Source organism: Solibacillus palustris, from assembly GCF_022549215.1.
GTDB classification, from domain to species: domain Bacteria; phylum Bacillota; class Bacilli; order Bacillales_A; family Planococcaceae; genus Solibacillus; species Solibacillus daqui.
Window position 1 is genome coordinate 76,245 of record NZ_JAKZFC010000007.1, and the last position, 26,526, is coordinate 102,770.

Here is a 26,526-nt window from a genome sequence, read left to right on the forward strand (position 1 = left end):
TCATGCTTTTTTTAGTGGAAAACCCCTAGTTTTCTTTTAGAAAAATTAGCCTATTATATAAGAAAGGAGATGATGATATGCAGTTTTTACAGCATTTCATACATGCAGAAAAATCTAAATTATTTATGTTATTTTCTCTCTCATTTCTTATTGGGGGCAGCATTGTTTTACAAGGAATGAGCATCGTAAAAATCGTGAACCATGTTTTTATCGAAAAAGGTGATTTTTCACAGACATATATGTTCTTCGCGCACTTTCTATTAGCGATTATTGTAAGATTGGTAGCGCAGTTTACAATGGGAAGAATTGGGGGGCTCTTAGCGGAAGGCGTGAAACAATCGATTCGAGAGAAATTATTCGAACATTGGTCTCTCACAGCAATGGAAAAGCACGTCGCCTCTCAAACCGGCGAAAAAGTCACGCTTTTAATTGATACAGTGGACCAGCTTGAAAGTTATTACAGAGAATATATCCCTCAAGTGATTAAAACAATCATCGTACCAATCATGATATTAATTACGATCTTTATCGTTCATCCAAATAGCGGTTGGATTATGTTGATTACCGCTCCTTTTGTTCCAATCACTTACATCATCATCGGAATGCAAACAAAGAAAAAATCGGAAGAACAATTAGATGCACTGAATCGCTTTTCAGGAAAGTTTTTAGATTTACTACAAGGCTTGCAAACGATTCGATTATTTGGTCAAAGTAAACAGCAGGAGCAAATTTTAGCCGACAGTAACGCGGGCTTTATGTCACGTACGTTAAGTGTCTTAAAAATAGCATTTGCTTCTACGCTCTTTATCGAATTAATTGCTACACTTGGCATCGGACTCGTTGCACTCGAAATCGGCTTCCAAATGATTGTTTTTAAAACACTCACTTTTGCGCCTGCATTTTTTATTTTGACACTGGCACCCGAGTACTATAATTCGTTAAAAGAATTGGGCGCTGCATTTCACACAGGTCGTGGTAGTTTAGGCGCTGCAGCGTTGATTGAAGAACAGCTTAAACAACCAGAAAAGCCGGTTCACTGGGGAACAACCCCCTTAGCAATTCAACCTACAATCTCATTGCAAGATGCAAAATTTAGCTATTCAAATGGTCCAGTGATTGGTCCTTTATCTTTGACAATTCACCGTGGGCAAACGGTCGCCTTTATCGGACAAACCGGTCAAGGGAAAACATCGATTTTGAATATGTTAGCGAGCTTAACTGAACTAGATGGCGGCACACTGCTATTAAATGACGCACCACGTAGTTCATATCGAGCTGAAGATTGGTATGCACAAACAAGTTATATTTCACAGCATCCTTATATTTTTGCAGGCACATTAAGAGAAAATATTTGTATGGGACTTGAGATACCAGATGAAGAAATTAATGAAGCGCTACAAAAGGCACATTTACTCGACTGGCTAAATCATTTACCAATGGGGCTCGAAACACCCATTGGAGAAGGTGGACTTGGCTTATCAGGCGGTGAAAAACAGCGAGTAGCCATTGCACGAGCATTTGTGAAAAAGCCTGCTATCGTATTTTTTGATGAGCCAACTGCGGGACTAGATGTGATCACTGAAAAGTTATTAATGCAATCGATACGTGTATTACGTGAAACTGCTACGGTTATTATAGCTGCACATCAATATGAAAGCATACGTTTCGCAAATGTTATTCATATTGTAGAAGATGGCAACATCACAGCATCTGGAACACCGAAATCCTTAAAAAATCATCCATTTTACGAAAACCTACGTAAAGGAGGGCTTAATCATGCAACAGTTATTACAGATGATATGGACTGATAAAAAAAATGTGCTCCTTGCCTTATTAGCTGGTACAGTGAGCGGTTTAACTGCGGTTGCCCTCTTTGCGCAAAGCGGTCTATTAATTTCAAAGGCAGCCCTTATGCCACCCTTTTACGTCATCTTGATTTTAACCGCCTTTTTAAAATTATTTGGTGTCACAAAATCTGCAAGTAAATACGCTGAACGTTATATTTCACACCGCGTGACGTTTCAATTTATCAGTATTTTGCGACTGGATTTTTTTAAAAAGCTATTGCCGCAAGCACATGTACTCAATAATTATAAAAGTGGCGATTTGCTGGCACGTATTACAAATGATGTTGAAATGCTGCAAAACTTCTTTTTACGTGTACTGTATCCACCTTTCATTGCGTTACTTGTATTTTTGGCAACGATTTTATTTACATTATTCTTTTCGCCATGGATTGCCTTCATTTTACTAATTGGAATAGTGTTAACAAGTATTGTCATTCCGTATGCTTTATTTCGTCGTCCATTTCAGACAGCAACTGCAGAAAAAAAGCAGCTAACTGTCAACGCAACGGAATATTTTTATGGTTATCGAGATCTGCTTCTTCATAATCAATTACAAGCGAGTAAAAAGACGTTATCGACATTACACACAAGCTACTCCTCAACTCGTAGAAAAGAGCTTGACCGAGAACAAACTTCTTATTTATGGAACCAGCTCATTGCCCTTCTTACAGGCTTTAGTGTTGTTTTTGTCGGTGCTTACCTTACTACGATCGGGCAATTAGAAGGTGTGTATTTAGCGATGATTGTGCTCGTATCATTAACCGTTTTCGAATCCGCCGTACCACTTTCAATGGTGCCTATTTTTGCAAAACATACGAAAAAAGCGATAGAACAACTTGAAGAGATTACCTCGAAAAAAATAACAGATGGCACAATAGATTTAATTGATTTAAAGCAGTCCATTCAGTTAAGGAATGTATCCTATCAGTATCCTTCAGCTACACGATTAGCGATTGAAAATATTACAATGGACATCCGAGCGGGTGAGAAAGTGGCGATTATCGGACCGAGTGGCTCTGGTAAATCTACACTGCTGCAGCTTTTCATGAAGGAATTTAAAAGAAATCATGGGGAATTCTTTATTGGAGATGATGACATTGATCGCATTCGTATCTCTTCTCTATACGAGCATATGAGTACGATGTTACAGCACAATCATTTTTTCTCTGGCACGATTAAAAGTAATTTACTGTTTGCTAATCTTAAAGCAGCAGACGTTACCTTACAGCAGGCACTTACAAAAGCATGCCTCACAAAAAATTTAGAAGACCCTATCTTCGAAAAAGGTGGCAATCTCTCTGGTGGTGAAAAACAGCGTTTAGCCTTTGCTCGACTCCTTTTAAAAGAAAGTGATTTATGGATTATAGACGAGCCATTTACAAGCTTAGATATACAAACAGAGCAAGCCTTATTTAACACGCTTATGAACGAAGCACATAAAAAAACGTTAATCATGGTTACACATAAGCTAACAAATCTAGATCAATTTGATTGCATTTTTGTCATGCAGCAAGGACAAATTGTAGAATCTGGTACCGAAGAACAATTATTAGCAAAACAAGGGTTATACTATTCGATGTATCACAAAAAATGAGTTCGTCAGATGACTTCCTATTTTCATTTCATTACGGTTCAATAATAAATAAAAAAAGTGAAATCGCAGTCAACGGTTTCACTTTTTCTTATGTCCTGACTCTGTAACGGAAAGACGTTTCATCACTTTATATTCTTTTCTTCAATATCAATTGAAGCACTTTACTTCTCCCGTTATGACCAATTCCTTCTATTCGCTCTACTTCAGCACACATGAAATGAAGTACGTCATGTTTGTTTGCCCAATTGTGTAGTGCTGATTCGTTATATAAAAAATCGATTTGCTTTGGCCCACCAGTTTGATACTGCAATTGTGCATCTTCATACACTTCCATTAAAAAGATACCATCCGCTTTTAAAGAACCAACAATTTTATCTAACACTTCGTATTGATCGGCTTTTGAAAAATGACCAAAGATCATGACCGCTCCGTCATAAAAATCCTCTTCAATAGAGTCTTTAATTAAATCTTTTAATTCTGTCTTTACTTGTACTTGCTGCGACTTCGCTAATGCTATCGTTTTCTGTAACCCTTCCTGTGCGTAATCAAATGCAGTAACATCATGACCCTTTGTTGCTAAAAAAACCGCATTCCTTCCTTCACCTTCTGCATAACACGCAATCCGTTTCGACTGTTCGAAGGCATTCACGTGTTGTTCTAAAAACGCATTCGGTTTCGTCCCATAAAAATACGTATCTGATTTGAATTTTTCATCCCACTGGTTCATTTTGAACATTCCTTTCGATATCGAAAACTAGAAAAACACATAATAGCGCAAAATGCTGTCTTTTTCTTGTGGATTACATTGAAAATCTTATCTTTCTTATCCACTAAAAAGGCAAACGGTCGTATACAATATGCATACGACCAATCACACCCTTATTTATTGTCGCTAATGAACTCGATTAATAGCTCTTTTGGCATGAAGCCTGCTGTTTTTGCCTTTACTTCTCCGTCTATAAATAAAAGCAAGGATGGAATCGACATAATTTCATACTGTGCAGCTGTCACCTGGTTTTCATCCACATCTACTTTTACGATTTTTACATCATGACCGATTTCTGCATCTACTTCCTCAAGGACTGGTGCAATCATTTTACATGGGCCACACCAAGCTGCCCAAAAATCGACTAACACAACTCCCTCTAAAATTTCTTTTTCAAATGTTTGATCTGTTGCATGTACAATAGCCATACGTATAACCTCCAAAAAATTATAATTAATTCATACTAAATGGTGTAATATTTGCTCACTTACTTAGCGCACATTTCGCCCCATTTTTTTCAGACTGCGGCTAACAGTCTCGTAGTGGAGATCGACATTACTTGATAGCATTGTCAGTATGTCCAATTGACCTACTATTGGAGTACATGATGATTTTCCACTAAAACTCTCCAAACATTACGTGTTTTAATTTAAAAGCAACTTACCCCCTAAACTTATACCCCTACAGGTATAAAGTCAAGTGAATTGTCCAAAATTCTTAGACAGTGATTGTGTTTTTACTATCTTAAAATGGGGCAATTACGAAAATGAAAAAACTCGTTCTGCTGAAGGAAATGAATAACTTCGACTGCGAAATACAACTATTAATAGTTAAGCCCGTAATCAAATAATTTTTTATGTAATTATTACCTTTTGAAAAATTTGCAAGGCATATTCCACTAACCATAAATTATCTACTTACTTTATGTAATCAGATTATTTGCAAAAAGTAAGTAACTATATCAAAATAAGTATTGTATTACTTACATACAATGAGGAGGATTTTCATATGACATTTCAAGCAAAAGAATTTCGTACAGCGGAGCATGACATTGCCGACGTATTTTTAAATCGTTGGTCACCACGTGCATACGCAGACACACCGGTAGCAGAGGAAGTATTAAACCGTCTTTTTGAAGCAGCTCGATGGGCCCCATCTTCTGGTAATAACCAGCCTTGGCGCTTCATCGTTGCGAAAACGGAAGAGGATTTAGCGAAGTTCCATCCTGTATTAATGGAAGGCAATTTAGTTTGGGCAAAAAATGCACCTGTACTTGTTTTAGTTGTATCTGATAATACAAAGGGCTCTCATGAATTTGACGCAGGGACAGCTTGGGGCTTCTTATCATTACAAGCTGCAAATGAAGGCTTAGTCACTCACCCAATGAGCGGTATTTATAAAGACGTAGCAAAAGAAGCATTTAATATTCCAGAAACGTTTGATGTTCACTTAGCTATTGCTATCGGTTATAAAGGTGATAAAGAAATGCTTTCACCTGAGCTACAACAACGTGAAACACCATCTGGTCGCCGTCCTTTAGAAGAAATCGTATTCGAAGGTTCATTTAAATAAGGCTACTTTAAGCGATGTGAATCTTGCTGTTCACATCGCTATGTTCAATTAAAATAGGAAATCTTATTTCTTGAGAAGGGGAAACTCTGCATAATGATTTTAATTCAGTTATGCCATAGCCATTCCCCACAACTAGAGCTTCTCATCCAATTTCTGAATCTTTGAGTGGGAAATTAAATAAACATTACCTAAAATGTCAATTTTGTCTCCATTTACACGTACCGCGCAATCTTTGTTCGAAGCATAAATATTCATTTCTTCCGATAAGGGCGACAGTTCGTCTTGAACCAACGCAATGTTGTTTTCAAGATCAAAATGAGAAAGGACGGAAAAATCGTTCAGGCCGATGCCATCGTAAACAGAGCTTTTTTCAACATTATAGCCTAAGTTTTTCGAGCATACCCATTTTGCAGACATGTTGATCGCTCCAGCGCTTGCCCCCATCACAACGGCTTCGCTTTTTTTAATCACATCCGACAATTCATACTCCATTAAAAACTTATTTTGTTTTAGAGTATCTCCACCCAACAAGAAAATGACCGAAGCATTTTGAATTAATCTTTGGGCATCTTCCTTCTGCACGTGATAGTTAATTAAATGATATTCATCAAACATAATGCCGGCCTGATCCAGCCACGAGCGTTCCGTAGCACCATCGGCTTCATCATTTAATGGATTCGAGCTAATCATAGTGAGTGATTTTCTATCAGCTATATCCTCCCGTAACACCTTGCCTAGTTTTTCTGGAAAAAAATCGTTAAACCAACCTAAATAATAGTGAGTTTTCATAAGTACCTCCGTAGAAAATGAAATGTTCATCGATTATTAATTGTAATCTGAGTGGTCTCTAATCCTAGTCGTTTTTTTAATTCTTCAGTAATAGTAAATGAAATAGTTGAGCCTTCCTCTACCCCTACAAATTTATGATGTATTCCAGTAACAACCGTTCCATCAGTGAAATATGTTTCAGTAGGTTTTGAATTCATTGTTATGTGCTCTGGATAATTCCCATTTATTTGTCCTTGCATAGTTATTTTATTTGGCAACACAAGATAGACGGGTTGCCTTTCCATCAAAGAAATCTCAATGGCAGTTTCATGTATTTCAACAATACCATTTGGTGGAACAGTTACTCCGTTTATTTCCAATTCATAATCCCATAACTTTATTGCTAAATCTTTTAATTGAGCGTTACTATAGCCTTTAATAAGGTCATCTATCAATTGTTTATAATAATCGGCTTCCTCTTTCTTATAATTAAAATCAGTTTGAATATTATCCAAATCAGCTTGAAGTTCCTCATTCTGCTTTTCTAGTTTGTCTATTTGAGTAGTTTTATCTTCCAGAAGCTGTGTCGAAGCGTTTACTTCATCTATATCATCACTATTTGTAGAGTTATCGCGATTATTATCTGAGCAAGCAACGAGAATAAACATAAGACTCAAGCATCCTATTATTCTTTTCACCTAATCCACACCCCTGAACTTTACATTATTTTACTAAATATACCAATTACTTTACACCATAGCAAACAAAGTCCCAAAAGCGTCGTTAGGCAACCTAATAATAATAATAAGCAGTATTCTTATTCATTGAATTCTGGGGATTTCCCTATATGCTACAATTAAAATATCATTTCACTATTTGGTGGTTATTTATAAATACTGAAGAAAGAGGTGAGTAAATTGAAAAAAGCAATAACAATTAGTTTAATTTTTATTTCGATTATTCTTTCAGGATGTAATTCAATCAATTTAAGCGATGCTGAATTTACGAACGTTACACCAGCCGAAATTAAAATGGATAACATTACTTATCTATTGACTGATGAAGTTTTAACTACTAATGAGGTTGAAGATCAAATAGGAAAGGTTACTCAGATTCAGGTGCTTGTTTCTTATTCAGAAGACCAAAACCCTTTTAAAAATCCGAGTAAAATTTTTAAGGTAAAGGATAGAAGTGTCGAAAAGGCTATTGCCATTCAAGTTAATGACAAACTATATCTTGCAAATATTGATGAATCGTTTTAATAACTGTTATATGATGAGACAATACTTATTTTATTTTCTCCGCCAACTCTAAAATAATCCCTTCTGGCCCACGAACGAAGCATAATTTATAAGCATTTTCGTAGTTTTGTATCTCACCAATAAGTTCTGCGCCTTTGTTTGTCAATTTGGTAACAAGAGCTTCAATATCTTCAACAGCAAAGGCAATATGCTGGATACCCAGATTATTTACTAAAGGATGCTGTATGGCAATTTCATCTTTTGGCGTGTGAAATTTTAATAGTTCTATATTTACGTCTCCATCTGGCGTTCGCAACAATACTAATTCAATATTTGCATCACTATCTGGCATTCGCGACATTACAACTTCCTTTCTAGCATCTTGAAGTCCCATTATTCGCTCCATGCGATCCACCCACTCACCTTCCACTTTTCCCTCACCTAGCATTTCAAGGCCTAAGTCAAGAAAAAATGCTTTCGCAGCAGGTAGATCATTGACGATTATACCAACATGATCTATTCTATGGATTTTCATCTAGCATACTCCCTCTCTTCCTATTTTTTATACTACCCTTTTCTAATGATTCTTTAGCAATCATGCCCGATTGCGGAAGATTGATTTTATTGAAAATCAATCAAATTAGTACAGCAAGTATAACATATTTATGGCTTTTATCTTTCATTCCCCAGAAGATGCGAGGAGATAACCGTCTGTCACTTACTGATACAATGCTTTTCCTAATATACATTGAATAGTTGTATAGGATGTGAGAACCCTGATATTCCTATAGTTCTCACATTGGAGTAAAGATGACCGCAAATTCACAGCGCTAAGAAATTTATGCAAAGTGACGAACCAAACAAGTAAAAATACTGCTACATTAATCGTTTGCACTTCCTGTATAAAAAGCTGTATAAATAATGATCATAAGAAAAGCCACGAAACGTTGATGTCACAACATTTGTAGCTTATTAGTTCGTTTCCAATCTTTTATTTGGGAACGTTATTTTATATGATGTTGTATAGATTAATCATTAAAATATTATCGAATAAACAACCGATTCTTTCATTAGAACACTTATATACCAATTCATTTATACTTATCAAAGTATTTTCCCTTCTCAATAATCTCTTGTGAACTTAATGCTGTCCAATCTTCAGGAGTTTGGTTAGGATGTAAGTCGAGATAGGATTTAATCATCTTATACCCTTCATTGTAACCATATAGCAACGGTAAATCATTTCCACCAAATAAAATTTCTCTTGAACGATTCAAATCCTTTTTGTTTAAATCAGGTTCAATTTTAGACCACAGTTCTTTGTTAAAAGTTAAATCTACTGGGCTATAGTCAAGATAGGGAAAAACGGTTTTCTCGAACATGACTGCCTTTCCTTCAAAAATAAGATTATCTAAAACAGATAAAGAATTGTTACCTAAATACTTTTCTGCCCAAAAACTATGATGATATTCGTGGGCAACACCAACTTTTATATAATCGTCATCAACATATTTATTATAGGGAATAATGATTTTTCCTGCCCCAACCGTAACGAAGGGCGCATTAAAATCAGTAGTAGGAAATACACATACCGCAACGTCTTTATGAGAAGGTAATAGTTCTGCTGATTTCAAAAGTGCCTCTTGAATAAGTGCATTAATTATTATTTTCCTATCCTCTATTTTTTGGCTAATTGATTCCAATTCCGTAAAATTTTCAGGAACGGAATGGAGAAGATTTTTTGCCATGTAAATAAATTCTCCATTTTCAAAACAATCCTTGTAAACAGGTTGAATAATTTCTTCTTTGTATAATACCAAGTTTGAATTTTTCGGATTTTCCTTCACTTTTTCAATATACTGTTTAACTAACGGAGTGGCATGAACGATTTTAAACTTTTGTTGAGTTTGAGGGTTCTCAAATGTATATATCATGTCACTGTCATCCGTATTTTGCTCTTTCTCCTTTTCTTCAGTTTGCGTACAGGAAGTGAGCATTAATAGTATTAAAAGTAGAATAAAAGGTGCGCTAGTTTTTAGATAGTATTTCAATTCATTCCCACCTTATCTAATATTCAAAGAACATTTATCCCCTTGTGGATTTGTTCGATACATTTTGCCTCATAAGATACCTATCGTCTCCTTGACAAAGGCCTCAAAGTGTTCAAGCTCTTCAATATACGGATGGTGATTGGATTGTTCAAATACGGTTAACTGTGCATGTGGTATTAGTTTTGCTATTTCATATGTAAATTCAATCGGGCATTGTGCATCAAAGCGCCCGCCAAATATAAAGCTTGGAATCGTAATGTTTGTTAATGCTGCACGAACATCATAACTCTTCACTTCTACTTTTCTAAAATAATCAAGCGCTCTGCCGTTTGTTTTGCCACTGTTCGGTAATGATAGTGCTAGCTTTAATTTTTCCTCATCGTAATACGACATTAATGACCATTCATATGAGTATTTTTGCCGTTCTTCCACCGTTGTAGCGGGGTTATTTAATAATTCCATGATTTCTATGATTCGTGCAAAATTTGAATTGTCCGCGCAGTACATGCTTTCAGGATGACTTGCATAAGCCTTACTCGCCGCTGTACAGCCCGCAATCATTTTCGTTAAGGAATGAGGTGCTAAAACCGCGTATTGTAATGCCAGCATGCCACCTGTAGAATGTCCTGCAAATGCCCATTTTTCAAAACCTAATGCCTCGCGAATCGCCTCTAAATCTGCAATGATTTCTGGAAATTTCATTTGTTCATCTGCTGTGACTGGCGATGAATTCCCTGCACCGCGCACATTAATTAAAAACACTTCATAGTGCTCTGTAAATGGATTGGCAAACAAATTACCACGCGCATCAAAATGTGAAAAATAATGCGTAATTGCAAGTGGTGCACCTTGCCCTTTTGTAAAATATTCAAATGTTCCACGTGTTGTTTCAATGAAATGCTGTTTCCACATATGCTCGCCTTCTTTCTTAAAATTTTTCAACTAAAACTTTTCTAACACAGTATCCACACTGTTCCACACATATACTTCTTCATCGATTGTTACCCCACCGATTGTAATTGGAATAGTTTTCACAAACTCCGCACCGTAGTATTTGTAAAACTCACGTGACTTATTGTCAGCTAGTACTTCGACATATACTTTGTGAAAGCCTTGTTCTTTAAACGAATGCATTATCTGTTTTAACAAAAGCTTTCCGACACCCTTACCTTGGCAGTGTTCAAATAAATAAATGGCTGATAAATCCGTTGCACCTGGTTCAGTATTCGTGTCGCGCTTTTCTCCTACAACAAAGCCGATGATTTCATCGTTCGTTTCTGCGACAAAAATATTTCTAGCAGGATTGGCCATATTATTTTGCCATAGCGTTGTGCGTTGTTCATAACTTAACTTGTCTAAAAAGCTTTGTGGAATAATATTTTTATAAGTAGTGCGCCAACTATCTACATGTACCTTGGCAATATTGGCTGCATCTTCTAGCTTTGCAATTCGAATGATCATATTAAATTCCTCCCGTTACCATTATTGGCTCATCACCATAAGTTGGGGATGCGTCATGATTTTTCATTAAAATAGGATTTCATAGTCCGCTTAAATAGTATTTAATAGAAATTCGCACGTATTTTTCAAAAATCGCACGCAAATGCTCGAAATTCGCACGTATACCTTAGAAATTCGCACGCATCTTACGTAAAATCGCACGTAAAATCAAAAAATCGCACGTATCCAATAAATCTCGATTAAGTAGTAGCCCATCTAAAGCCGATTAGAGAAATCAAGCCCATGTTTCATGATTATCCATATTATTACATTATTCAGAATTTTTGTATAGAGTATTGACCCATTTTACTCCAGCTCATTCTAGCAAACATCAAAAATCGCAAATAATAATAACTAGAAGTCATAACAGAAAATAGTTTCTTATTTGTAATGTCATTTTACAATGAATTCACGGTCAATTTTCCTTTGAAAAGTTTATTAGTTGGGACATCTTATATTTATAATTTAAATTTTCAATTGCAATTTTGAACTATCTTTTTATGATGAGGAAAACTTAAATCAATTTTTTGCTCTGGGTTTTGAACGCGATGAAATGAAAGATAATTTATTGAAAATTATAGAGGTGACAATAAAATAACGCCTAAAAGCCTGCACGTAACATGCAGGCTTCTTTTTATAAGCAAAACAAATCGTATTGCTTTGATAACTTCGCTAAAAAATCAATGCCGGCAACACTATTTCCAACATCATCAATCGCTGGTCCGTAAAGTCCAATCCCAATTGGACCCTTTAAATGCTCGATTTCCCCGTCTTTTACAACGGCAATAATGGCACCTGATACACCACTTTTTGCTGGCAGACCAACAAATGCAGCGAATTTTCCCGAAAAATTGTACATGCCACATGTCATCATTAACGCTTTAGCAATGTTGATAACATTTTTGCTGCACGCGGCTTCACAATTTTGACCATTTGTCGCTAAATACAGTGCGATTTTCGCTAAATCTGAAGAATTCACTGAAATCGAACAAAGCTGTAAGTATACTTGTAGCGCTTCCTCAACATCGGATTTTAAGAAGCCATTCGCTTGTAATATGTAGGCAATGGCACGGTTATAATCAGCCGAATGATATTCTGACATATACACTTCATTATTTACCGATACTTGTTTATTTAATATTTTTTCAATGAAAGATGTTACAGACTTCACCTTATCAAACATTGATTGCCCGGGTAATAACGATGCAATGGTAATTGCTCCTGCATTAATCATCGGATTGAACGGCTTGTTATTGTTACTTTCTAAGCGCACAATTGAGTTAAACGAATCCCCTGTTGGCTCAACGTCTACATAACGCATGATTTCCTCTATACCATGATGATGCGCAGCCACCATGAAACTTAGCACCTTGACAACACTTTGAAGCGTAAACGTTTTTGTGCAATCTCCAAGCTCAATTTTATCATCCATTGACATCAGACTTACCGAAAATGCAGTAGAATCTGCTTCAGCTAAAGCAGGAATATAGGATGCAACCTTGCCCTTTTGAGTCATTTTTTTTGTGTTTTCATATATTATTTGTATGTTTTTCATCTATCTTCTAGCTAATCGAAATAATTAGCTTCCCCCTCGCAATATTTTTAACTTGAGCGTTTTTAAAGTATCTAATTGTTTTGGTAAAAGAAAATAGTAAAGATATTTTACGAAAAGAGCGAAAGTATTTTTATATGATATTTTTTCTCACCTTGCATCACTTTGTATTGTATAATTTTAACAAATAGCTAAAACTGAATTGAGGTGATTGAATGATTTCAAAAGAAGTAAAATGGCTACTCATTATTATTTTCTTCTTTTCATCGATTTTTCATATTACAATGGCTCAAATGAATAATCCGAACCTAGGGCTATTAATGGCGATTCCCCTATTTTCGTATTTATTAATCCATATCATATTATTTAAGAAGCCAATCAAGCAAGACTTAGCATTACATCTACCGAGGAAAAAAGCTTTACTATTATCCATTTTTCCCCCTATTCTCTTAGGATTATTAATTGATGGCGTGTTCTATTATTCAAAAAAAGGCATTTTCTTATTTGAACATGTTTCAGAGCTATTACCTTTACTATTTATTGGACTGACCATTGCTACCTTTTCAGCACTATTAGAAGAAATCATCTGGCGTGGCTACTTACATAGTCAAATAAGAAAAATTTATTCATTTCACAAAACAGCCTGCATCACTGCATTAATATGGAGTTTTTGGCATCTACCTATCGCACTTTTCTATAAATCTTATTCAAATATTGCAATCGGGACATTTAGTTATCTCGCCATCTTATTTATTGTATCTTACATCCTCTCGTATTTACGAGAACAAAGCCATTCTGTAATCCCAGCCGCAATTTTTCATGGATTAATGAATGTGCTTTACTTTGGTGATGGGATAGAGATGCAATTGCCTTTGCATATAATCGAAGTGACAAAGTTGATTTTATTATGCGTGTTCTTTTTCATCCTATTACGCTTAACCAAAAAATCGCCGCTCGATAATTCAATTTAATTGGAGGTATTTTGATGACTTTTAGGCTTAAAAGATCTAACCAACATGAAGCAGCAATACTCTAAGCAATCCAAAAACAAGCATTTCAAGCGGATTTACTAACATACGAGAACGTCACTTCAAGCCCTGTGAATGAACCGATTGAACGTTTACAGTATAAACTAGCGCATTTCAAGCATTTTACAATTTGGTTTGATGAGTAAATCATTGGTGGTATTGATATTCGCAAGCTATCAAACAACCATTATCGTCTCAATCGAATTTTTATTGCAGATGCTTTTCAAAATAAAGGCCTCGGTTCACAAATAATGCAGCTAATTGAAAATGAATTCCCTGATGCGCATAGCAGGTCGCTTGATACGCCGCATTTGAACACGCGCAATCATCATTTTTATGAAAAATTAGGCTATGTCAAAATCGACGAGCATAAAATTTCGGATAAAGTGAAACTTTGATCGGTGGGGGTTTTCTTCATCCCCCACCGATCATTAGTTTTCACCAATCGGGCTTTTAGGGGCAGTTGATCTCTCACTTACTGCCCCTTAATGCGGGAAAAATTAACACTTATTGATTATGAAAAAGTCCTATCAACATTTAAAGAAAGTTAGGTGAATCATATGTTTCAACCACTAAAAAAAGGTGATAAAATCGGCATTTTCTCTTCTTCATATCCTGCAACGGTATTTGCAAAGGAACGCTACACGCGCGCGAAAGCTTTTTTGGAGAATAAGGGTTTTGAAATTGTTGAAGGAAGTTTAACTGGGAAGGAAGATTTCTATCGGTCTGGAACTCCAAAGGACCGCGCTGAAGAATTGAATGCCCTTTTGCGTGATCCTTCCATCAAAATGATCATGTCAACGATTGGTGGGACAAACTCAAACAGTATTCTGCCCTATATCGATTATGAGGCATTTCGAAACGAACCTAAAATTGTCGTTGGTTATTCAGACACAACTGCGATTTTACTAGCACTCTTTGCGAAAACGAATATTCCAACCTATTATGGTCCTGCACTCATTCCCTCTTTTGGTGAGTTTGAGCCGCTTGTTCAGGATACGTATGATTATTTCGAACGCTATTTTTGTAATCCGACACTACCATATACGTTAAAAAAGTCGGCCGTATGGTCAGATGAAAGGCTAAACTGGCTTGAATTCGAAAAACCAAAAACGCTTTATGAAAATGAGTGGATTGCGGTTAATGAAGGAATAGTCGAAGGACGCTTAATTGGTGGAAATAACAATACGATGTACGGCTTTATCGGTACCCCTTATTTCCCTGAAATCAAGCATGGGGACATTTTGCTCATTGAAGATTCACTTAAAGATGCTTCAACCGTTGAAAAAAACATTGCCATGCTTAAGCTACACGGAATTTTTGACAAGGTAGGTGCAATAGTACTCGGGAAGCATGAGCTTTTTGATGATGAGGGCACTGGCAGAACACAGCTTGACCTGCTTTTAGAGCAGCTTGATGGCAAATCCATTCCGATTTTAGCTGAAGTTGATTGTTCACATACACATCCAATGTTCCCACTCGCAATCGGGAAAAATATTCGCGTCAATACGATTGAAAAAACGATTACCTGTATTGAAAGTTGGCTGTAAATATAAGGAACTAATTCTTTCTCAAAACGTCTTTTGTAAATAATAGACAAAAGGAGTTGTGATTGTGGGTTATATCATGAATTTACGTAAAAAAATTGGTACTGACCCGATACTTATGGTAGGTGCGTGTGTATTGATTTTTAATGAGCGTGATGAACTGTTAATGCAGCATCGAATTGACAATGATTGCTGGGGATTAGCAGGCGGCTCGATGGAATTAGGTGAAACGTTAGAAGAAGTTGCCTTACGTGAAATGTATGAGGAAACAGGTCTCACTGCACATGATTTAGCGCTATTTGATATTTTCTCTGGCAAAGATTTTTATTATCAATATCCGCATGGCGATGTTGTGTATAACGTCACAACCGCCTATATTTGTACTGACTATAGCGGTGACTTACGCTGTGATCTTGAAGAAGCAAAAGATTTACAGTTCTTTCGATTAGATGCGCTGCCTGAGAATATTAGCCCACCAGATAAAATTGTGATTCGAAAATATTTAGAGCGTGCTACAAAATAAAGAAGGGTGTTACATTAAACGACAAATACGCGACCAAAAGCGATTATGTGCTACGTTGACGTTTATTTTCGTAGCGACTTTGATGTATTGCAATATATTTGTACAAAGTTAAGTATCAAAATGGGTGAACAGCTAGTAAGTTTAGCTTGTTCATCCATCTTCAGATTTCCTTGTTTCGAGGTACATCGTTATTAACTTGATTCAGCGGGGTTCACCCCCCTGAATCAAGTAAGTGTGTGCGGAAAAAAGAAAAGTTGCTCCTGCGGTTACTCGTCGCAAAGCGTTTGTCAACGCGTTGAAACCACGCCCCCAGAAAAACGTCCCCCGTAACATAGAAGAACGGACTATTAGATTAATACATTTGAATCCAAATTTTGTATTGAAAAATGCTCACTATGAGTAATGACTATGTCATCACCAATGTTTTTCCATCGCTTCTTCACATCGAGCAAATCCGTTCTTTTCGTAAAACGGCACACTGTCACTACTCGGCCAAAGGATAAGAAATTCAACCCCATTTTCTTTTGACCATTTTTCCATAGCAGCGTGTATCTCGCTTCCTAAACCTTGGCTTCTATACGCCGGGCGTGTATAGACATTCGTCACATATCCGTAATATGGGTCTGACGTTTTCCCAGGTCTGGGTACTTTATGTATCAGCTGCAAATACATATGTGAAACGATTTCTTTTTCAGCTTCTGCCACCCAAATATACCAATCTCCACTTTCCATTGCTTTCATCAAAAACTTACGACAAATCAGATCGAACTCCTCAAAACGAACTGCACTAACACCATTATCTTCCTCAGAAAAATCCCAACGCATTTGAACCAAAGCATCTATATCGTCTAAAGTTGCTAATCTTACAATCGTCAAACAATCATCCTCCTGTATATGGTTTTTGAAAGTATAACAATCCAAATCAAAAATCCATACTTGCTCGGACTTTTTTCGGAATCATTACAACTTTTGTTGTTAAATCGAAAGAACCAAAGCTTTCATCGATGCATTCTTTCCAATATTCCAGGTGTTTTAAATCAATCCAATGCGTAGAATCATCGACATTATCGCCACCATGTCCACGAACTGAATACCAATATAAATACTCTTCGCCATTCAAAACCTCATGAAAAATCGTTTCAACATACATTTTTTCTCCTTCAAGTGTAACAAGTACATCTTCCATATGGTCATTCAAAAAGTTTAACCATTCTTCCACTTTAGAAGATTTACCAGCCTTTACACGATACCGCGTTAATTCCACATTCATCTAAAATCCCCCCTACTTCTTCACCCAATATTCCGAACCATCATTACTGCGCTCCATAAAGCCATACTCTATTAAATGACGGCGTAGAGATACAAAATCCGCATTGACTGTTTTTAATATTTCATTCACTTCTTTTTCACTATAACGCTTGCTCATGTCAAAGCGCTTTAAAATATGTTGCAATAGTATAAGCTTTTTCTTTTCCTTACTTGGAATCGTGTCAATCCCACCGTCTAAACCGTGTTTGAAATAAGTTGCTAATACCTTTTCACGTTCTTTTTCTTCAATACTATAACGTTCGTCCACTTGTCTCGCTCCCTTATGAATCGTGTAAAGCTCTGGGTTTTTCATTAGCTGCATTAACGCAATAAAAATCTTCGCCTGCTTTTCTTTCTCACGTAGCTTAAATCGATGCTGACGTACAGTTGATACACTCGTCAAATTACTTTCAGCGACAATTTCCTGATCGGATTTTCCTTCAAAAAAGTATTGCAGCATATCAAGCTGTACATCGGATAAACCCGTCACCTTTTTATCGAGCGCTAACAACGCATGAAATGGCGATGTATGTACTTGTTCCATATGGTTTTTCATCATGCCCTCTGCTGTAAAAAAGCGCCCTTCCATTGGAAATACTTCATGAGCTTGAAATTGCTGCGAGCAAAACAAGCATTTATAACGATCTTCGTGAAGTTCATAGCCCTTCACTAATGTATCTACCGAAATATTTTGAATTTCCAAAATAATCACCTCTATAAACATTTATACTATACGTTTATTTATTTGTAAACAAAACAAAATTAATTAGCATTTCAATAAACAAATAGTTATTTCGTTTATCATTTTGAAATATCGAACCTAAAATAACTTTCCATTTTTTGTTATAATATCCATTAATGATAATTAGGGGGGATACAATGACAACTTTTGAACAACTAACAGTCGATCAATTAGAAGAAGCAGCTGCTTATATTGCCGCACTCAATTCAAACAAGAAATTTCATATCGGCTTTTGTGGTACGGAAAAAGAGGATATTTTAGGTGATTTACACGAGGATTTCATTGAAGAGAGCCAAGTGAACATGTTTGTTACACGGAACGCAGATAAAATTACCGGACTTGTAGGCTTTGACATTTACGACGGAACGGCCGAAGTTTGGGGACCATTTTCAAGAGAGCAACAGATTGAAAACCAGATACAGCTTTGGCATTTTGCTACTTCAAAACTAAATCAGGTCAAGGAATTTTTATTCTTTATCAACGAAGAAAATACATTTCAGCAACAATTCATGGAAACGATTGATGCCAAAAAATCGAGTGACGAATTGTATTTAAAACGAATGAAGGAAACTTTTCAGCCTTATGAAGTAATAAGCAGTGAACCCTATTCTGAACAGGATTTCGCACAATTTGAAGCGATTCATTCACTTGCATTTCCGAATACATACTATAGCGCAAGAACAATTGTAGAAAGGCTTCATAATAGCGCGCATCAGCTCATTGTTTTGAAAGAAAATCATGCTTTACAAGGCTATGCTTACTTTGAAACCGATGACGCGCAACACTCTACACATTTAGAATTTATCGCAATTGCGCCAGCGTACCGTGGACTAGGGCTTGGTAAGCAGCTATTAAACGAGGCATTAACGCTAATTTTTGCGAATGACGCAATTACGCACGTAACATTAACGGTAAATAATACGAACACCGAAGCAAATAGCCTGTACTACAAAGCAGGCTTCCAAAAGCAGGATGCGCTTTTGAGTTATGTATTGCAGGTGTAGGAGGATAAAATGAACGAATCAATCAAATTTTTAACGCAAATTCATGAAAAAAAGTTTACACATTTACAACCAGAGCAACTAAATACGCTGTTAGTTTTTATGCTTGAACAAATCGGTCATACAGACTCATATATAAGAGATACCCTCATCTACAGCGGCTTTTGCGAACTAATTTTAAACAACCATCTATCAGATTCGCAGCTTATTTTAATTGCAAAAACTTGCTGTGATGATGAATATCTCTATTTCAACATTAACGTACCACAAAGTGATGCGGTGCTGACGCGTTCCTTTTCGGCACTTGCCATTCAACTCGTTTTATACAAAGACCAAAACGAACGATTTTTAACGGAACAATTGGCAGCACATATCATCACTAAAAGTATTGATTATTTAAAGTTCGAGCACGATTACCGCGGCTATATTGACAATAAAGGTTGGGCACATAGTGTGGCACATGGTAGTGATTTACTTGCTCGGGCGGTTTCCCATCCCCTATTTTCTAACGTCGCTACAACAGCTGAAGTACTTACAATAGTAGAAAAATGTTTATGTACCGATTATGCTTATATCGATAAAGAAGATGAACGCATGATGCCTGTCATTGATGCATTATTAGAAAAGGGATTATCCGAAGCCGACCTAAATATTTGGCTTGAAAAACTATCTCAATTCCAACACGATGAGTACTTAAAACATTATCGCATTCATTGGAATATAAAAAAATTCATGCTTTCGTTATATGGGCATTTCATTCGAAAGCAACAATATAAAGGCATCACAAATTGGATTTTTAATACGTATATAGACCATCCAAAAAATGAGGAATAATTCGATGAAATATCATATCCGACTTGCAAATCGTGACGACATAAATGCCCTCTGCCATATTCGTAATAATGAAGCGCTATTTTTAAATTACTTGCAACTTCAGCTTGACGAACAAGCTTATTTAGCAGTCGCACAAGTTGAAGATGTGCTTGTTGGCTTTGGCTTATTAAAATTGAATGGGCCTTTAATTCCGAAACTGAGTGACCTTTTTGTAAAGCCTACATTTCGCCATCAAGGTATTGGTCATGCGCTCATCAAATTTCGTGAGCAGTTGGCATATGAACGCTGCTTTGATGAAATTTTCGTTAGTGTCGATCCGATTGAAAACCCTAGAATGGTAAAACTTGTGACAACACTTCACTACGTAGCTATTTGTGAGCCATATGGAAAAAGTGCCATCTACTATAATGAAGATGGCGCGACATATGAAAAAACGTATATGCGGGTGGATTTTAAAAAGAAGCTATATTCATTATGAAAATAATTTAGAATACTAAGCAAACTGGTAAGGTCGGTTTTCTATTAAAAGAGAATATCGACCTGAGTTTTTCTTTAACTCCCCAAATTCAATTCAGTAATTAAGTAAGATTTTCGAACAAAAAGCCCATTTCAATACGAACTTCATGATTTTTTACATCTTCATTTGAATAGGAAATCAAATTAAACCCTACTAACTGAAAGCCATTTTTTAAATAAAATTGAATCGCAGGATAATTAGACGTTTGTGTTTCTAATACAATTGCTCTAACGCCTAATTCTGTTGCTCTCTTTTTCGCTAGTTCAATTAAACTTCTCCCAATGCCCTTTTGCTTAAATCCTTCGTTCACATATAAATCATGAATGAGTAATGTATTATTCCACTCCATTTTCTGGATGACCATAATTGCTGCTTCCTCGTTGTTAAACTGTGCCAAATAAACTTCTGAACCTTCTTTATACGGTTCAAAGATTTCTTCTTCCCGTTCTTTTATAAAAGGAATCTCAAATTTATCTTCTGTTAACGTAAACGTTTGCAGATGCCCTATATTTTCCGAGTGAATTTTAAAATACTTTTCTGATTGATAGGAAAAAATCACTTTTTTCCCTAAAGGATAGTTTTTCTCATCAATTTGCTGAATCGATAACATGTAATCCCCCCCTATAAATTAATTCAAATACAAATAATATTGGTTCTCTATTGTACTAACAAATTGATATTTAGTTTATCATATCATTCACTTATGTAAATATATACCATTTATTGTTATACTATAAACGCACCACCGTAACTTGGGAGTGATTTTCCCAATCGGCTTTTGTAAAGCTTAGGCGAGCTACGACATATCTGCTTTGTGTGGATATGTACGAATCTCCAGAAATCCCCCTTCATATGATGAACTATAATATTTTTTTACAAGGAGTGTACAAACTGCATGGAATTTCGAGAACTACATTCATTTATTGAAAACAAATGGAACATAACTATCCAAGACTATACAATTATCCGCAATCAAGAAAAGCGCATTTTTGAAATCATCACACCAATGCAAACGTACATTGTAAAAGGTGAAAAACAAATTTTACAGGAAGTCGAGACTTTTTGTCAGTTTGCGAATCGCCTGCAAACTGTGCTGCCAATATCACCTTATCTCCAAACAACAGATTCAACTTTCGCTACAGAAAAAGATGGTTTTGTTTATACAGTTGAACAAAAAGGCATCGGGGCTGAAATTCAGCAGCTAAACGATGCGCAAATTGAAGTAATTGGTGCGATGCTTGGCAAATTACATGCCTTTTCATTAAAACATAAATTATCCTTACATAAAGCAACTTCGTGGTCGATGTTTGGCGGCAATGCAACAGTGGCGATTGGGGACTATGATGAAAATGAATTAAGTTTTCTCGATTTTAAAGAAGCATTTCAGCAGTTTGAAGCATTTTCAGCCATTGAGCAACTGTATAACGCGCACCGAAATTTATTAAGCCAGCATTGGTCAACTTTACCGAAGGCTGCGACACAAGGTGATTTTTGTTACTATAATATGCTTTTTGAAAATAATAAAATCACCGGCATTTATGATTTTAATTTAGCTGGTGACGAAATATTATTAAATGAATGCATTGCAGCAGCCGTTTATTGTTGCTGGCATGTAGCGTATGACGGCGAAAGTTCTTCGGAGGAAAGATATCAATTATTTATAAGCGGCTACCAGCAATTCCGTCCTTGGGCATCATTAGAAAACGATCTTGCCCCATATCTATTTTCAATTATCCGCGCATTTCGCTATGATCGCGTCAATAGCGGTATTGCCAACATCGCGCAGCATAAACTATTTCTACAACAAACGAAAGACATCTTGTCGATCAATTAAAACACAGCAATATGCTTGAAAAAAATGATTCCAAAAAGGCCATTTCCACTACGAAGAAATGGTCTTTTTTTATTTCCTCCCCCTCGTTCATATTCCGTTCATATTCATTTTTTATACTAGGTACATCAAGTTAACGGAGGTATTACTATGAACTTAGCATTTAAAGAAATGAAAAAAAATAAAAGTAAATTTTTCATTTTCGGGTCTATTGTCTTTTTAATTAGTACCCTAACATTTATGATTGCCGGATTAGCGAACGGGCTATCACAGGACAATGCCGCACTTATTAAAGAGATGCCGGATGGACATTTTTATATGACGACGGATGCGGAAGATAATTATGCATTGTCAGCCATTTCACCTGAACAGCAGGATAGCATTTTAAAGCAATATGATGATGCAACGGCGCTGTCAATTCAAATGGGGATTTTTTATAATGCAGAGGGCAAGCAACAAAGTGTAGCATTTGCAACGTCAACTGATTCTGAGCAGTTCCCTCAAGTCAAAAGCGGTGAAATCATCGTTGATAAATCGTTACAAGAAGATGGCTATAAAGTGGGCGATATTTTAACAAACAATCAATATAGCGGACAGTGGAAAATCGTTGGGTTTTCAGAGCAAACGAAATTTAACCACGCGGCCGTAGCCTTTATTCACCCAGATAATTTTGCCGAAATGTATCGCACACTGGATAAACAATTAATCTATATGCCTGGCGATGAGGCTTCAATTGATGGATTAACTGCATACACGAATAAAGAATTTTTAAACACGATTCCAAGCTATTCTGCAGAGCAATTAAGCTTGAACATGATTATTTGGTTTTTAGTTGTCATTAGCGGCTTACTCTTTGCTATTTTCTTCTACATGATGAACATTCAAAAAACGAGTCTCTTCGGTATTTTAAAAGCGATTGGTGTCAAAACGAAAACATTATTCGTCATGATGTGGGTGCAAATGCTATTTATTACGGCGATTTCACTTGCTTTATCAATCGGCTTAAGTCAACTGTTCCAGCAAGTTGCACCAGACGGTATGCCGTTCCATTTAACAATTGAAACGACTTTAGTTTTTGCAGCTATTTTCTTAATTATTGGCTTTATTGGTGCTACCTTATCGGGCTTACAAATCAAAAAAATTCAGCCACTTCAGGCGATTCAACAAGGAGAGATGTAACGTGGAGACATTCAAATTACAGCAAATTAAAAAATCCTTCTTCATTGAAGATCGTGAAGAAGTGATTTTAAAAAATATTGATTTATCGTTAAATAAAGGCGAATTAACAGCATTAGTTGGTGCATCAGGCTCTGGGAAAAGTACATTATTAACGATTGCAGCTGGTTTACAACAAGCAACGGATGGACAGATTTTATTTGAAAACCAAGATTTAGCGAAATTATCCGCGGAACAAATCCGTGCCATTCGCGCCAAAAAATTCGGCTTTGTCTTTCAGTTTTCACATCTTGTTCCCTTTTTAACAGTGGAAGATCAGCTAACACTCATGTTAGATGTTGCCGATAAAAAGATCAATAAAGCCGAAGTAACGCGAGTATTACAGCTTGTTGGTATGGACCATCGTAAAAATGCCTACCCTTCTTCCCTTTCTGGTGGTGAAAAGCAGCGTGTAGCCATTGCCCGTGCCATAATTCATCAGCCTGAAATTCTTTTTGCCGATGAACCGACAGCGAGCCTTGATTCGAAAAAAACAGAAGATATTATGGCATTGCTACAAACATTAACAAAAGAGCTCAATTTAACAACTTTACTTGTCACACATGACCAAGAAGTGCTACATTTTGTAGACAACATTGTAACGATGCAGGACGGAGAAATTATTCAAACCCCTGTGCAATCGTAATGTACAAATTCATATGATGAGGTGTTTTAACTATGACAACTCTCCTAATTGTAGATGACGACCCGAAAGTTCGGGAAGTCATCTCCATTTATTTTTCGCAAATTGGCTATACGACTGTAATGGCACAGCACGGCATTGAAGCGCTCGAAACGTTAAAAACCGTTCCTATTGATGTGGCGATTGTCGATGTTATGATGCCCTATTTAAGCGGCATTGACGTTGTAAAGGAAATTCGAAGACTGTATAATTTGCCCGTAATTTTACTTACAGCCAAAGGGCAAATCGAGGACAAGGAACAAGGCTATCATGCTGGTACGGATGATTATGTCGTGAAGCCTGTTGATCCGAAAGAATTACAATTTCGCGTGGAGGCATTATTGCGCCTATATGACACGACCCCAACTGATACCTTACGACTTGGGCCGCTTAGTATTCACCCGAATCGCTATGAAATTCAAATTGGCGATCAAACATTGCTCTTTCCATTGAAAGAATTTGAGCTCTTAAGCTATCTCGTGAAAAATCATGGGCGTGTTTTGACGCGTGAACAAATTATTGATGAAGTATGGAATATTGATTTCGCTGGCGATGAACGAACGGTTGATGTGCATATTAAACGTTTGCGCGCACGGCTTTTGCAATTAGCACCTAATCTACACATCAAAACGGTGCGCGGTGTCGGCTATTCCATAGAGGTAAGCAAATGAAAACATTGTATACAAAATTTGTCGTCACGACGATCGTTATTATGATTTTTAGTAGTTTAACGGCATTTTTCATTTCTAATTTGTACTATCAATCTTCATTAAAGCCTAAAAACGATGCGAAAACAACCGAGCTCGCAGTTGAAATGGTGCAATACATTGAAAAGCATCCGGAGCTACCATTAGCAAATTACTTACAGCATAGTGCTGCGACCGGTTATCACATAATGCTAATTGATAGCAAAAATAATACCAAGATGTTCGGCGAGCCTTTTCGCGATACAGCCCTTGACCAGACAACTATTGATAAAGTGCTAAACGGTGAAATTTTTCACGGCATTGCTGAATTTCCACAACAAACTTTTGTAACTGGATTTTTTGCCAATGAGCTCAAAAATTCTATTGGTGTGCCCCTTCACTATGCTAATGAAACATATGCTTTCTTTTTAAGACCGAATGTTAAAATTGCTTTCAATGAAATGCATTATTTATTTGCAGCACTCATTATTTTTACGATTTTATTAAGCATAATTCTTGTATTGCTCAGTACCAAATTTATCGTTCAACCAATTAAAAAATTGAAAGCAGCTACATCGTCAATTGCCGATGGAAACTATAAAATTCAACTGGATCATCGAAATGATGAATTGGGTCAGCTATCGGAAAGCTTTATGCAAATGGCAAAAAAGCTGTCATATGTCGATGAAAAGCGTAAGGAATTCATTTCGAACATTTCGCATGATATCCAGTCCCCTTTATCGAATATTAAAGGATTTATGACATTAATCGAAAACGAACATACCATTAAAGAACAGTATGCACTATCGATCAATGCTGAAATTAATCGACTCTCGACGTTAACAAATCAATTGCTTCAACTTACGACATTGGATCAGCAGGAACGTACCGTAAAGTTCAAAAACTATTCGTTAGACGAGCAGCTACAAAAGCTGATTCATCAATACCAATGGCAATTTCAACAAAAGGATCTCATGGCTAGCTATTCCCTGCCTGCTACAACTATTTACGGCGATAGCGAATTATTAAGTATGGTGTGGGATAATTTACTGTCAAATGCGATTAAATACACAAACGAATTTGGCATGATTGGCATTCAATTACAGCAAGATTCAGACGCAATTTCCGTGATTTTTCACGATAACGGCATTGGGATTCCTGAACAGGAGCAACAGCGAATTTTCGAACGCTTTTACCGCGTCGATTCTGCCCGAACACGTACAATTGAGGGGACAGGCTTAGGCTTAGCGATCGCCCAACAAATCGTTCAGCTGCATAACGGAACCATTGATGTAGTAAGTACAACCGGTGCAGGCACAACAATTACGGTAACGATTCCGCAAAATGACGCGAATGACTATTTGTAAAATTATGTTTGAATTTTCACCAAAATCATGCCATAATAGCACTATCTAACTTGAAGGGACGATGAATGGCCGATGAAATTATAATTCTATTTTACACGTAAAATGTATACGCATTTTCACTTAAAATAGGATTAGTCTGCCCATTTATAATACCTTTATAATGCCGTTTTTTCGGCTTATTTACGTATACTTACTAATCCTTCTGACTATTCAGAAGGATTTTTTTATGGCATTAAACAATTCACTATACAATTTAATCCTCCTATTTGAAAAAATACATCACGTTTTTTTCAAAGGTGTCAATGCGTATACTTTCAAACTTTTAGAATCAGTATCTATTTATTTGGAGGAATG

29 protein-coding genes are annotated in these 26,526 nt (G+C 36.4%); 16 read left to right on the forward strand and 13 right to left on the reverse strand.

Translation table 11 applies throughout. The features are described from left to right. Positions 1-77 precede the first annotated feature (77 nt). A complete protein-coding gene (cydD, locus tag LZ480_RS15835; RefSeq protein WP_241370518.1) occupies positions 78-1,808 on the forward strand; it encodes a thiol reductant ABC exporter subunit CydD in 1,731 nt (576 codons plus the stop codon). Then, complete coding sequence (gene cydC, locus LZ480_RS15840) at positions 1,777-3,441, forward strand: thiol reductant ABC exporter subunit CydC (RefSeq protein ID WP_241370519.1); 1,665 nt, start codon at positions 1,777-1,779, stop codon at positions 3,439-3,441. The genes cydD and cydC overlap by 32 nt, the downstream gene beginning before the upstream one ends. Before the next feature lie 127 nt (positions 3,442-3,568). Here cydC and LZ480_RS15845 read toward each other — a convergent pair whose 3' ends face one another. Together LZ480_RS15845 and trxA are read right to left on the reverse strand one after the other, a co-directional pair. Then, a complete protein-coding gene (locus tag LZ480_RS15845; RefSeq protein ID WP_241370520.1) occupies positions 3,569-4,168 on the reverse strand; it encodes a class I SAM-dependent methyltransferase in 600 nt (199 codons plus the stop codon). A gap of 152 nt (positions 4,169-4,320) precedes the next feature. Beyond that, positions 4,321-4,635, reverse strand: a complete 315-nt coding sequence (trxA, locus tag LZ480_RS15850; RefSeq protein ID WP_241370521.1) for a thioredoxin — start codon at positions 4,633-4,635, stop codon at positions 4,321-4,323. Between the two features lie 580 nt (positions 4,636-5,215). Here trxA and LZ480_RS15855 point away from each other — a divergent pair. Then, positions 5,216-5,779: a nitroreductase family protein gene (locus LZ480_RS15855; RefSeq protein WP_241370522.1), complete on the forward strand. Its 564-nt coding sequence runs from the start codon at positions 5,216-5,218 to the stop codon at positions 5,777-5,779. A 132-nt stretch (positions 5,780-5,911) separates the two neighbouring features. On the opposite strand, the gene LZ480_RS15860 is transcribed toward LZ480_RS15855, so the two are convergent. After that, positions 5,912-6,568, reverse strand: coding sequence for a Type 1 glutamine amidotransferase-like domain-containing protein (locus tag LZ480_RS15860; protein ID WP_241370523.1), 657 nt, complete (start codon positions 6,566-6,568; stop codon positions 5,912-5,914). Between the two features lie 26 nt (positions 6,569-6,594). After that, positions 6,595-7,215 (reverse strand): hypothetical protein, encoded by a 621-nt coding sequence (locus LZ480_RS15865; protein WP_241370524.1) that lies wholly within the window; start codon positions 7,213-7,215, stop codon positions 6,595-6,597. Positions 7,216-7,464: 249 nt separating this feature from the next. Here LZ480_RS15865 and LZ480_RS15870 point away from each other — a divergent pair, with 249 nt between their 5' ends. Beyond that, the gene (locus LZ480_RS15870) at positions 7,465-7,809 is read left to right on the forward strand and encodes a hypothetical protein (RefSeq protein ID WP_241370525.1); all 345 of its coding nucleotides are present in this window, start codon (positions 7,465-7,467) and stop codon (positions 7,807-7,809) included. 25 nt (positions 7,810-7,834) lie between these two features. Here the strand turns inward: LZ480_RS15870 and LZ480_RS15875 are convergent, their stop codons facing one another. The 5 genes from LZ480_RS15875 to glsA all read right to left on the reverse strand — a co-directional run bounded on the left by LZ480_RS15875 (position 7,835) and on the right by glsA (position 12,894). Next, positions 7,835-8,323, reverse strand: a complete 489-nt coding sequence (locus LZ480_RS15875) for a VOC family protein (RefSeq protein WP_241370526.1) — start codon at positions 8,321-8,323, stop codon at positions 7,835-7,837. A gap of 556 nt (positions 8,324-8,879) precedes the next feature. Then, positions 8,880-9,839, reverse strand: a complete 960-nt coding sequence (locus LZ480_RS15880) for a DUF2268 domain-containing putative Zn-dependent protease (protein WP_241370527.1) — start codon at positions 9,837-9,839, stop codon at positions 8,880-8,882. A gap of 69 nt (positions 9,840-9,908) precedes the next feature. Next, entirely contained in the window at positions 9,909-10,751 is an 843-nt protein-coding gene (locus LZ480_RS15885) for an alpha/beta fold hydrolase (RefSeq protein WP_241370528.1), read from the reverse strand. Between the two features lie 30 nt (positions 10,752-10,781). Further along, positions 10,782-11,300, reverse strand: coding sequence for a GNAT family N-acetyltransferase (locus LZ480_RS15890; protein ID WP_241370529.1), 519 nt, complete (start codon positions 11,298-11,300; stop codon positions 10,782-10,784). Between the two features lie 673 nt (positions 11,301-11,973). Beyond that, entirely contained in the window at positions 11,974-12,894 is a 921-nt protein-coding gene (glsA, locus tag LZ480_RS15895) for a glutaminase A (protein WP_241370530.1), read from the reverse strand. Positions 12,895-13,106: 212 nt separating this feature from the next. Between glsA and LZ480_RS15900 the strand changes: the two genes are divergently transcribed. The 4 genes from LZ480_RS15900 (at position 13,107) to LZ480_RS15910 (ending at position 15,989) form a co-directional block, all read left to right on the forward strand. Continuing rightward, entirely contained in the window at positions 13,107-13,862 is a 756-nt protein-coding gene (locus LZ480_RS15900) for a CPBP family intramembrane glutamic endopeptidase (protein WP_241370531.1), read from the forward strand. 215 nt (positions 13,863-14,077) lie between these two features. Next, positions 14,078-14,317, forward strand: coding sequence for a GNAT family N-acetyltransferase (locus tag LZ480_RS20125; protein WP_408641630.1), 240 nt, complete (start codon positions 14,078-14,080; stop codon positions 14,315-14,317). A gap of 162 nt (positions 14,318-14,479) precedes the next feature. Continuing rightward, positions 14,480-15,469, forward strand: coding sequence for a S66 family peptidase (locus LZ480_RS15905; RefSeq protein WP_241370532.1), 990 nt, complete (start codon positions 14,480-14,482; stop codon positions 15,467-15,469). Positions 15,470-15,533: 64 nt separating this feature from the next. Beyond that, entirely contained in the window at positions 15,534-15,989 is a 456-nt protein-coding gene (locus LZ480_RS15910) for an NUDIX hydrolase (RefSeq protein ID WP_241370533.1), read from the forward strand. 414 nt (positions 15,990-16,403) lie between these two features. Here LZ480_RS15910 and LZ480_RS15915 read toward each other — a convergent pair whose 3' ends face one another. The 3 genes from LZ480_RS15915 to LZ480_RS15925 are packed head-to-tail and all read right to left on the reverse strand — an operon-like array spanning position 16,404 to position 18,000. Then, positions 16,404-16,865, reverse strand: a complete 462-nt coding sequence (locus LZ480_RS15915) for a GNAT family N-acetyltransferase (RefSeq protein WP_241370534.1) — start codon at positions 16,863-16,865, stop codon at positions 16,404-16,406. A gap of 46 nt (positions 16,866-16,911) precedes the next feature. Next, a complete protein-coding gene (locus LZ480_RS15920; protein ID WP_241370535.1) occupies positions 16,912-17,259 on the reverse strand; it encodes a DUF6176 family protein in 348 nt (115 codons plus the stop codon). A gap of 12 nt (positions 17,260-17,271) precedes the next feature. Beyond that, complete coding sequence (locus LZ480_RS15925) at positions 17,272-18,000, reverse strand: DUF2087 domain-containing protein (RefSeq protein WP_255731496.1); 729 nt, start codon at positions 17,998-18,000, stop codon at positions 17,272-17,274. Between the two features lie 176 nt (positions 18,001-18,176). On the opposite strand from LZ480_RS15925, the gene LZ480_RS15930 reads away from it, so the two are divergent. The 3 genes from LZ480_RS15930 to LZ480_RS15940 are packed head-to-tail and all read left to right on the forward strand — an operon-like array spanning position 18,177 to position 20,352. Beyond that, entirely contained in the window at positions 18,177-19,043 is an 867-nt protein-coding gene (locus LZ480_RS15930; protein ID WP_241370537.1) for a GNAT family N-acetyltransferase, read from the forward strand. A gap of 9 nt (positions 19,044-19,052) precedes the next feature. Further along, complete coding sequence (locus tag LZ480_RS15935; protein ID WP_241370538.1) at positions 19,053-19,874, forward strand: DUF2785 domain-containing protein; 822 nt, start codon at positions 19,053-19,055, stop codon at positions 19,872-19,874. A 4-nt stretch (positions 19,875-19,878) separates the two neighbouring features. Next, positions 19,879-20,352: a GNAT family N-acetyltransferase gene (locus LZ480_RS15940; RefSeq protein ID WP_241370539.1), complete on the forward strand. Its 474-nt coding sequence runs from the start codon at positions 19,879-19,881 to the stop codon at positions 20,350-20,352. A gap of 100 nt (positions 20,353-20,452) precedes the next feature. Here LZ480_RS15940 and LZ480_RS15945 read toward each other — a convergent pair whose 3' ends face one another. Continuing rightward, the gene (locus LZ480_RS15945) at positions 20,453-21,001 is read right to left on the reverse strand and encodes a GNAT family N-acetyltransferase (RefSeq protein WP_241370540.1); all 549 of its coding nucleotides are present in this window, start codon (positions 20,999-21,001) and stop codon (positions 20,453-20,455) included. A gap of 285 nt (positions 21,002-21,286) precedes the next feature. Between LZ480_RS15945 and LZ480_RS15950 the strand changes: the two genes are divergently transcribed. From LZ480_RS15950 to LZ480_RS15970, 5 genes are all read left to right on the forward strand, one after another. Further along, positions 21,287-22,225 (forward strand): phosphotransferase, encoded by a 939-nt coding sequence (locus LZ480_RS15950; protein WP_241370541.1) that lies wholly within the window; start codon positions 21,287-21,289, stop codon positions 22,223-22,225. Positions 22,226-22,372: 147 nt separating this feature from the next. Next, the gene (locus LZ480_RS15955; protein ID WP_241370542.1) at positions 22,373-23,401 is read left to right on the forward strand and encodes an ABC transporter permease; all 1,029 of its coding nucleotides are present in this window, start codon (positions 22,373-22,375) and stop codon (positions 23,399-23,401) included. A gap of 1 nt (position 23,402) precedes the next feature. Continuing rightward, positions 23,403-24,083 (forward strand): ABC transporter ATP-binding protein, encoded by a 681-nt coding sequence (locus tag LZ480_RS15960; protein WP_241370543.1) that lies wholly within the window; start codon positions 23,403-23,405, stop codon positions 24,081-24,083. A gap of 32 nt (positions 24,084-24,115) precedes the next feature. Beyond that, positions 24,116-24,790 (forward strand): response regulator transcription factor, encoded by a 675-nt coding sequence (locus LZ480_RS15965; RefSeq protein WP_241370544.1) that lies wholly within the window; start codon positions 24,116-24,118, stop codon positions 24,788-24,790. Continuing rightward, positions 24,787-26,172 (forward strand): HAMP domain-containing sensor histidine kinase, encoded by a 1,386-nt coding sequence (locus LZ480_RS15970; RefSeq protein WP_241370545.1) that lies wholly within the window; start codon positions 24,787-24,789, stop codon positions 26,170-26,172. Before LZ480_RS15965 ends, LZ480_RS15970 begins: the two co-directional genes overlap by 4 nt. Positions 26,173-26,526: the final 354 nt, after the last annotated feature.

What these genes read in the sequence shown, in the direction of transcription:
- cydD (WP_241370518.1), top strand. Translation starts at nt 78, where the DNA reads ATGCAGTTTTTACAGCATTTCATACATGCAGAAAAATCTAAATTATTT.
- cydC (WP_241370519.1), top strand. Translation starts at nt 1,777, where the DNA reads ATGCAACAGTTATTACAGATGATATGGACTGATAAAAAAAATGTGCTC.
- LZ480_RS15845 (WP_241370520.1), bottom strand. Translation starts at nt 4,168, where the DNA reads ATGAACCAGTGGGATGAAAAATTCAAATCAGATACGTATTTTTATGGG.
- trxA (WP_241370521.1), bottom strand. Translation starts at nt 4,635, where the DNA reads ATGGCTATTGTACATGCAACAGATCAAACATTTGAAAAAGAAATTTTA.
- LZ480_RS15855 (WP_241370522.1), top strand. Translation starts at nt 5,216, where the DNA reads ATGACATTTCAAGCAAAAGAATTTCGTACAGCGGAGCATGACATTGCC.
- LZ480_RS15860 (WP_241370523.1), bottom strand. Translation starts at nt 6,568, where the DNA reads ATGAAAACTCACTATTATTTAGGTTGGTTTAACGATTTTTTTCCAGAA.
- LZ480_RS15865 (WP_241370524.1), bottom strand. Translation starts at nt 7,215, where the DNA reads ATGTTTATTCTCGTTGCTTGCTCAGATAATAATCGCGATAACTCTACA.
- LZ480_RS15875 (WP_241370526.1), bottom strand. Translation starts at nt 8,323, where the DNA reads ATGAAAATCCATAGAATAGATCATGTTGGTATAATCGTCAATGATCTA.
- LZ480_RS15885 (WP_241370528.1), bottom strand. Translation starts at nt 10,751, where the DNA reads ATGTGGAAACAGCATTTCATTGAAACAACACGTGGAACATTTGAATAT.
- LZ480_RS15890 (WP_241370529.1), bottom strand. Translation starts at nt 11,300, where the DNA reads ATGATCATTCGAATTGCAAAGCTAGAAGATGCAGCCAATATTGCCAAG.
- glsA (WP_241370530.1), bottom strand. Translation starts at nt 12,894, where the DNA reads ATGAAAAACATACAAATAATATATGAAAACACAAAAAAAATGACTCAA.
- LZ480_RS15900 (WP_241370531.1), top strand. Translation starts at nt 13,107, where the DNA reads ATGATTTCAAAAGAAGTAAAATGGCTACTCATTATTATTTTCTTCTTT.
- LZ480_RS15905 (WP_241370532.1), top strand. Translation starts at nt 14,480, where the DNA reads ATGTTTCAACCACTAAAAAAAGGTGATAAAATCGGCATTTTCTCTTCT.
- LZ480_RS15920 (WP_241370535.1), bottom strand. Translation starts at nt 17,259, where the DNA reads ATGAATGTGGAATTAACGCGGTATCGTGTAAAGGCTGGTAAATCTTCT.
- LZ480_RS15930 (WP_241370537.1), top strand. Translation starts at nt 18,177, where the DNA reads ATGACAACTTTTGAACAACTAACAGTCGATCAATTAGAAGAAGCAGCT.
- LZ480_RS15935 (WP_241370538.1), top strand. Translation starts at nt 19,053, where the DNA reads ATGAACGAATCAATCAAATTTTTAACGCAAATTCATGAAAAAAAGTTT.
- LZ480_RS15940 (WP_241370539.1), top strand. Translation starts at nt 19,879, where the DNA reads ATGAAATATCATATCCGACTTGCAAATCGTGACGACATAAATGCCCTC.
- LZ480_RS15945 (WP_241370540.1), bottom strand. Translation starts at nt 21,001, where the DNA reads ATGTTATCGATTCAGCAAATTGATGAGAAAAACTATCCTTTAGGGAAA.
- LZ480_RS15950 (WP_241370541.1), top strand. Translation starts at nt 21,287, where the DNA reads ATGGAATTTCGAGAACTACATTCATTTATTGAAAACAAATGGAACATA.
- LZ480_RS15955 (WP_241370542.1), top strand. Translation starts at nt 22,373, where the DNA reads ATGAACTTAGCATTTAAAGAAATGAAAAAAAATAAAAGTAAATTTTTC.
- LZ480_RS15965 (WP_241370544.1), top strand. Translation starts at nt 24,116, where the DNA reads ATGACAACTCTCCTAATTGTAGATGACGACCCGAAAGTTCGGGAAGTC.
- LZ480_RS15970 (WP_241370545.1), top strand. Translation starts at nt 24,787, where the DNA reads ATGAAAACATTGTATACAAAATTTGTCGTCACGACGATCGTTATTATG.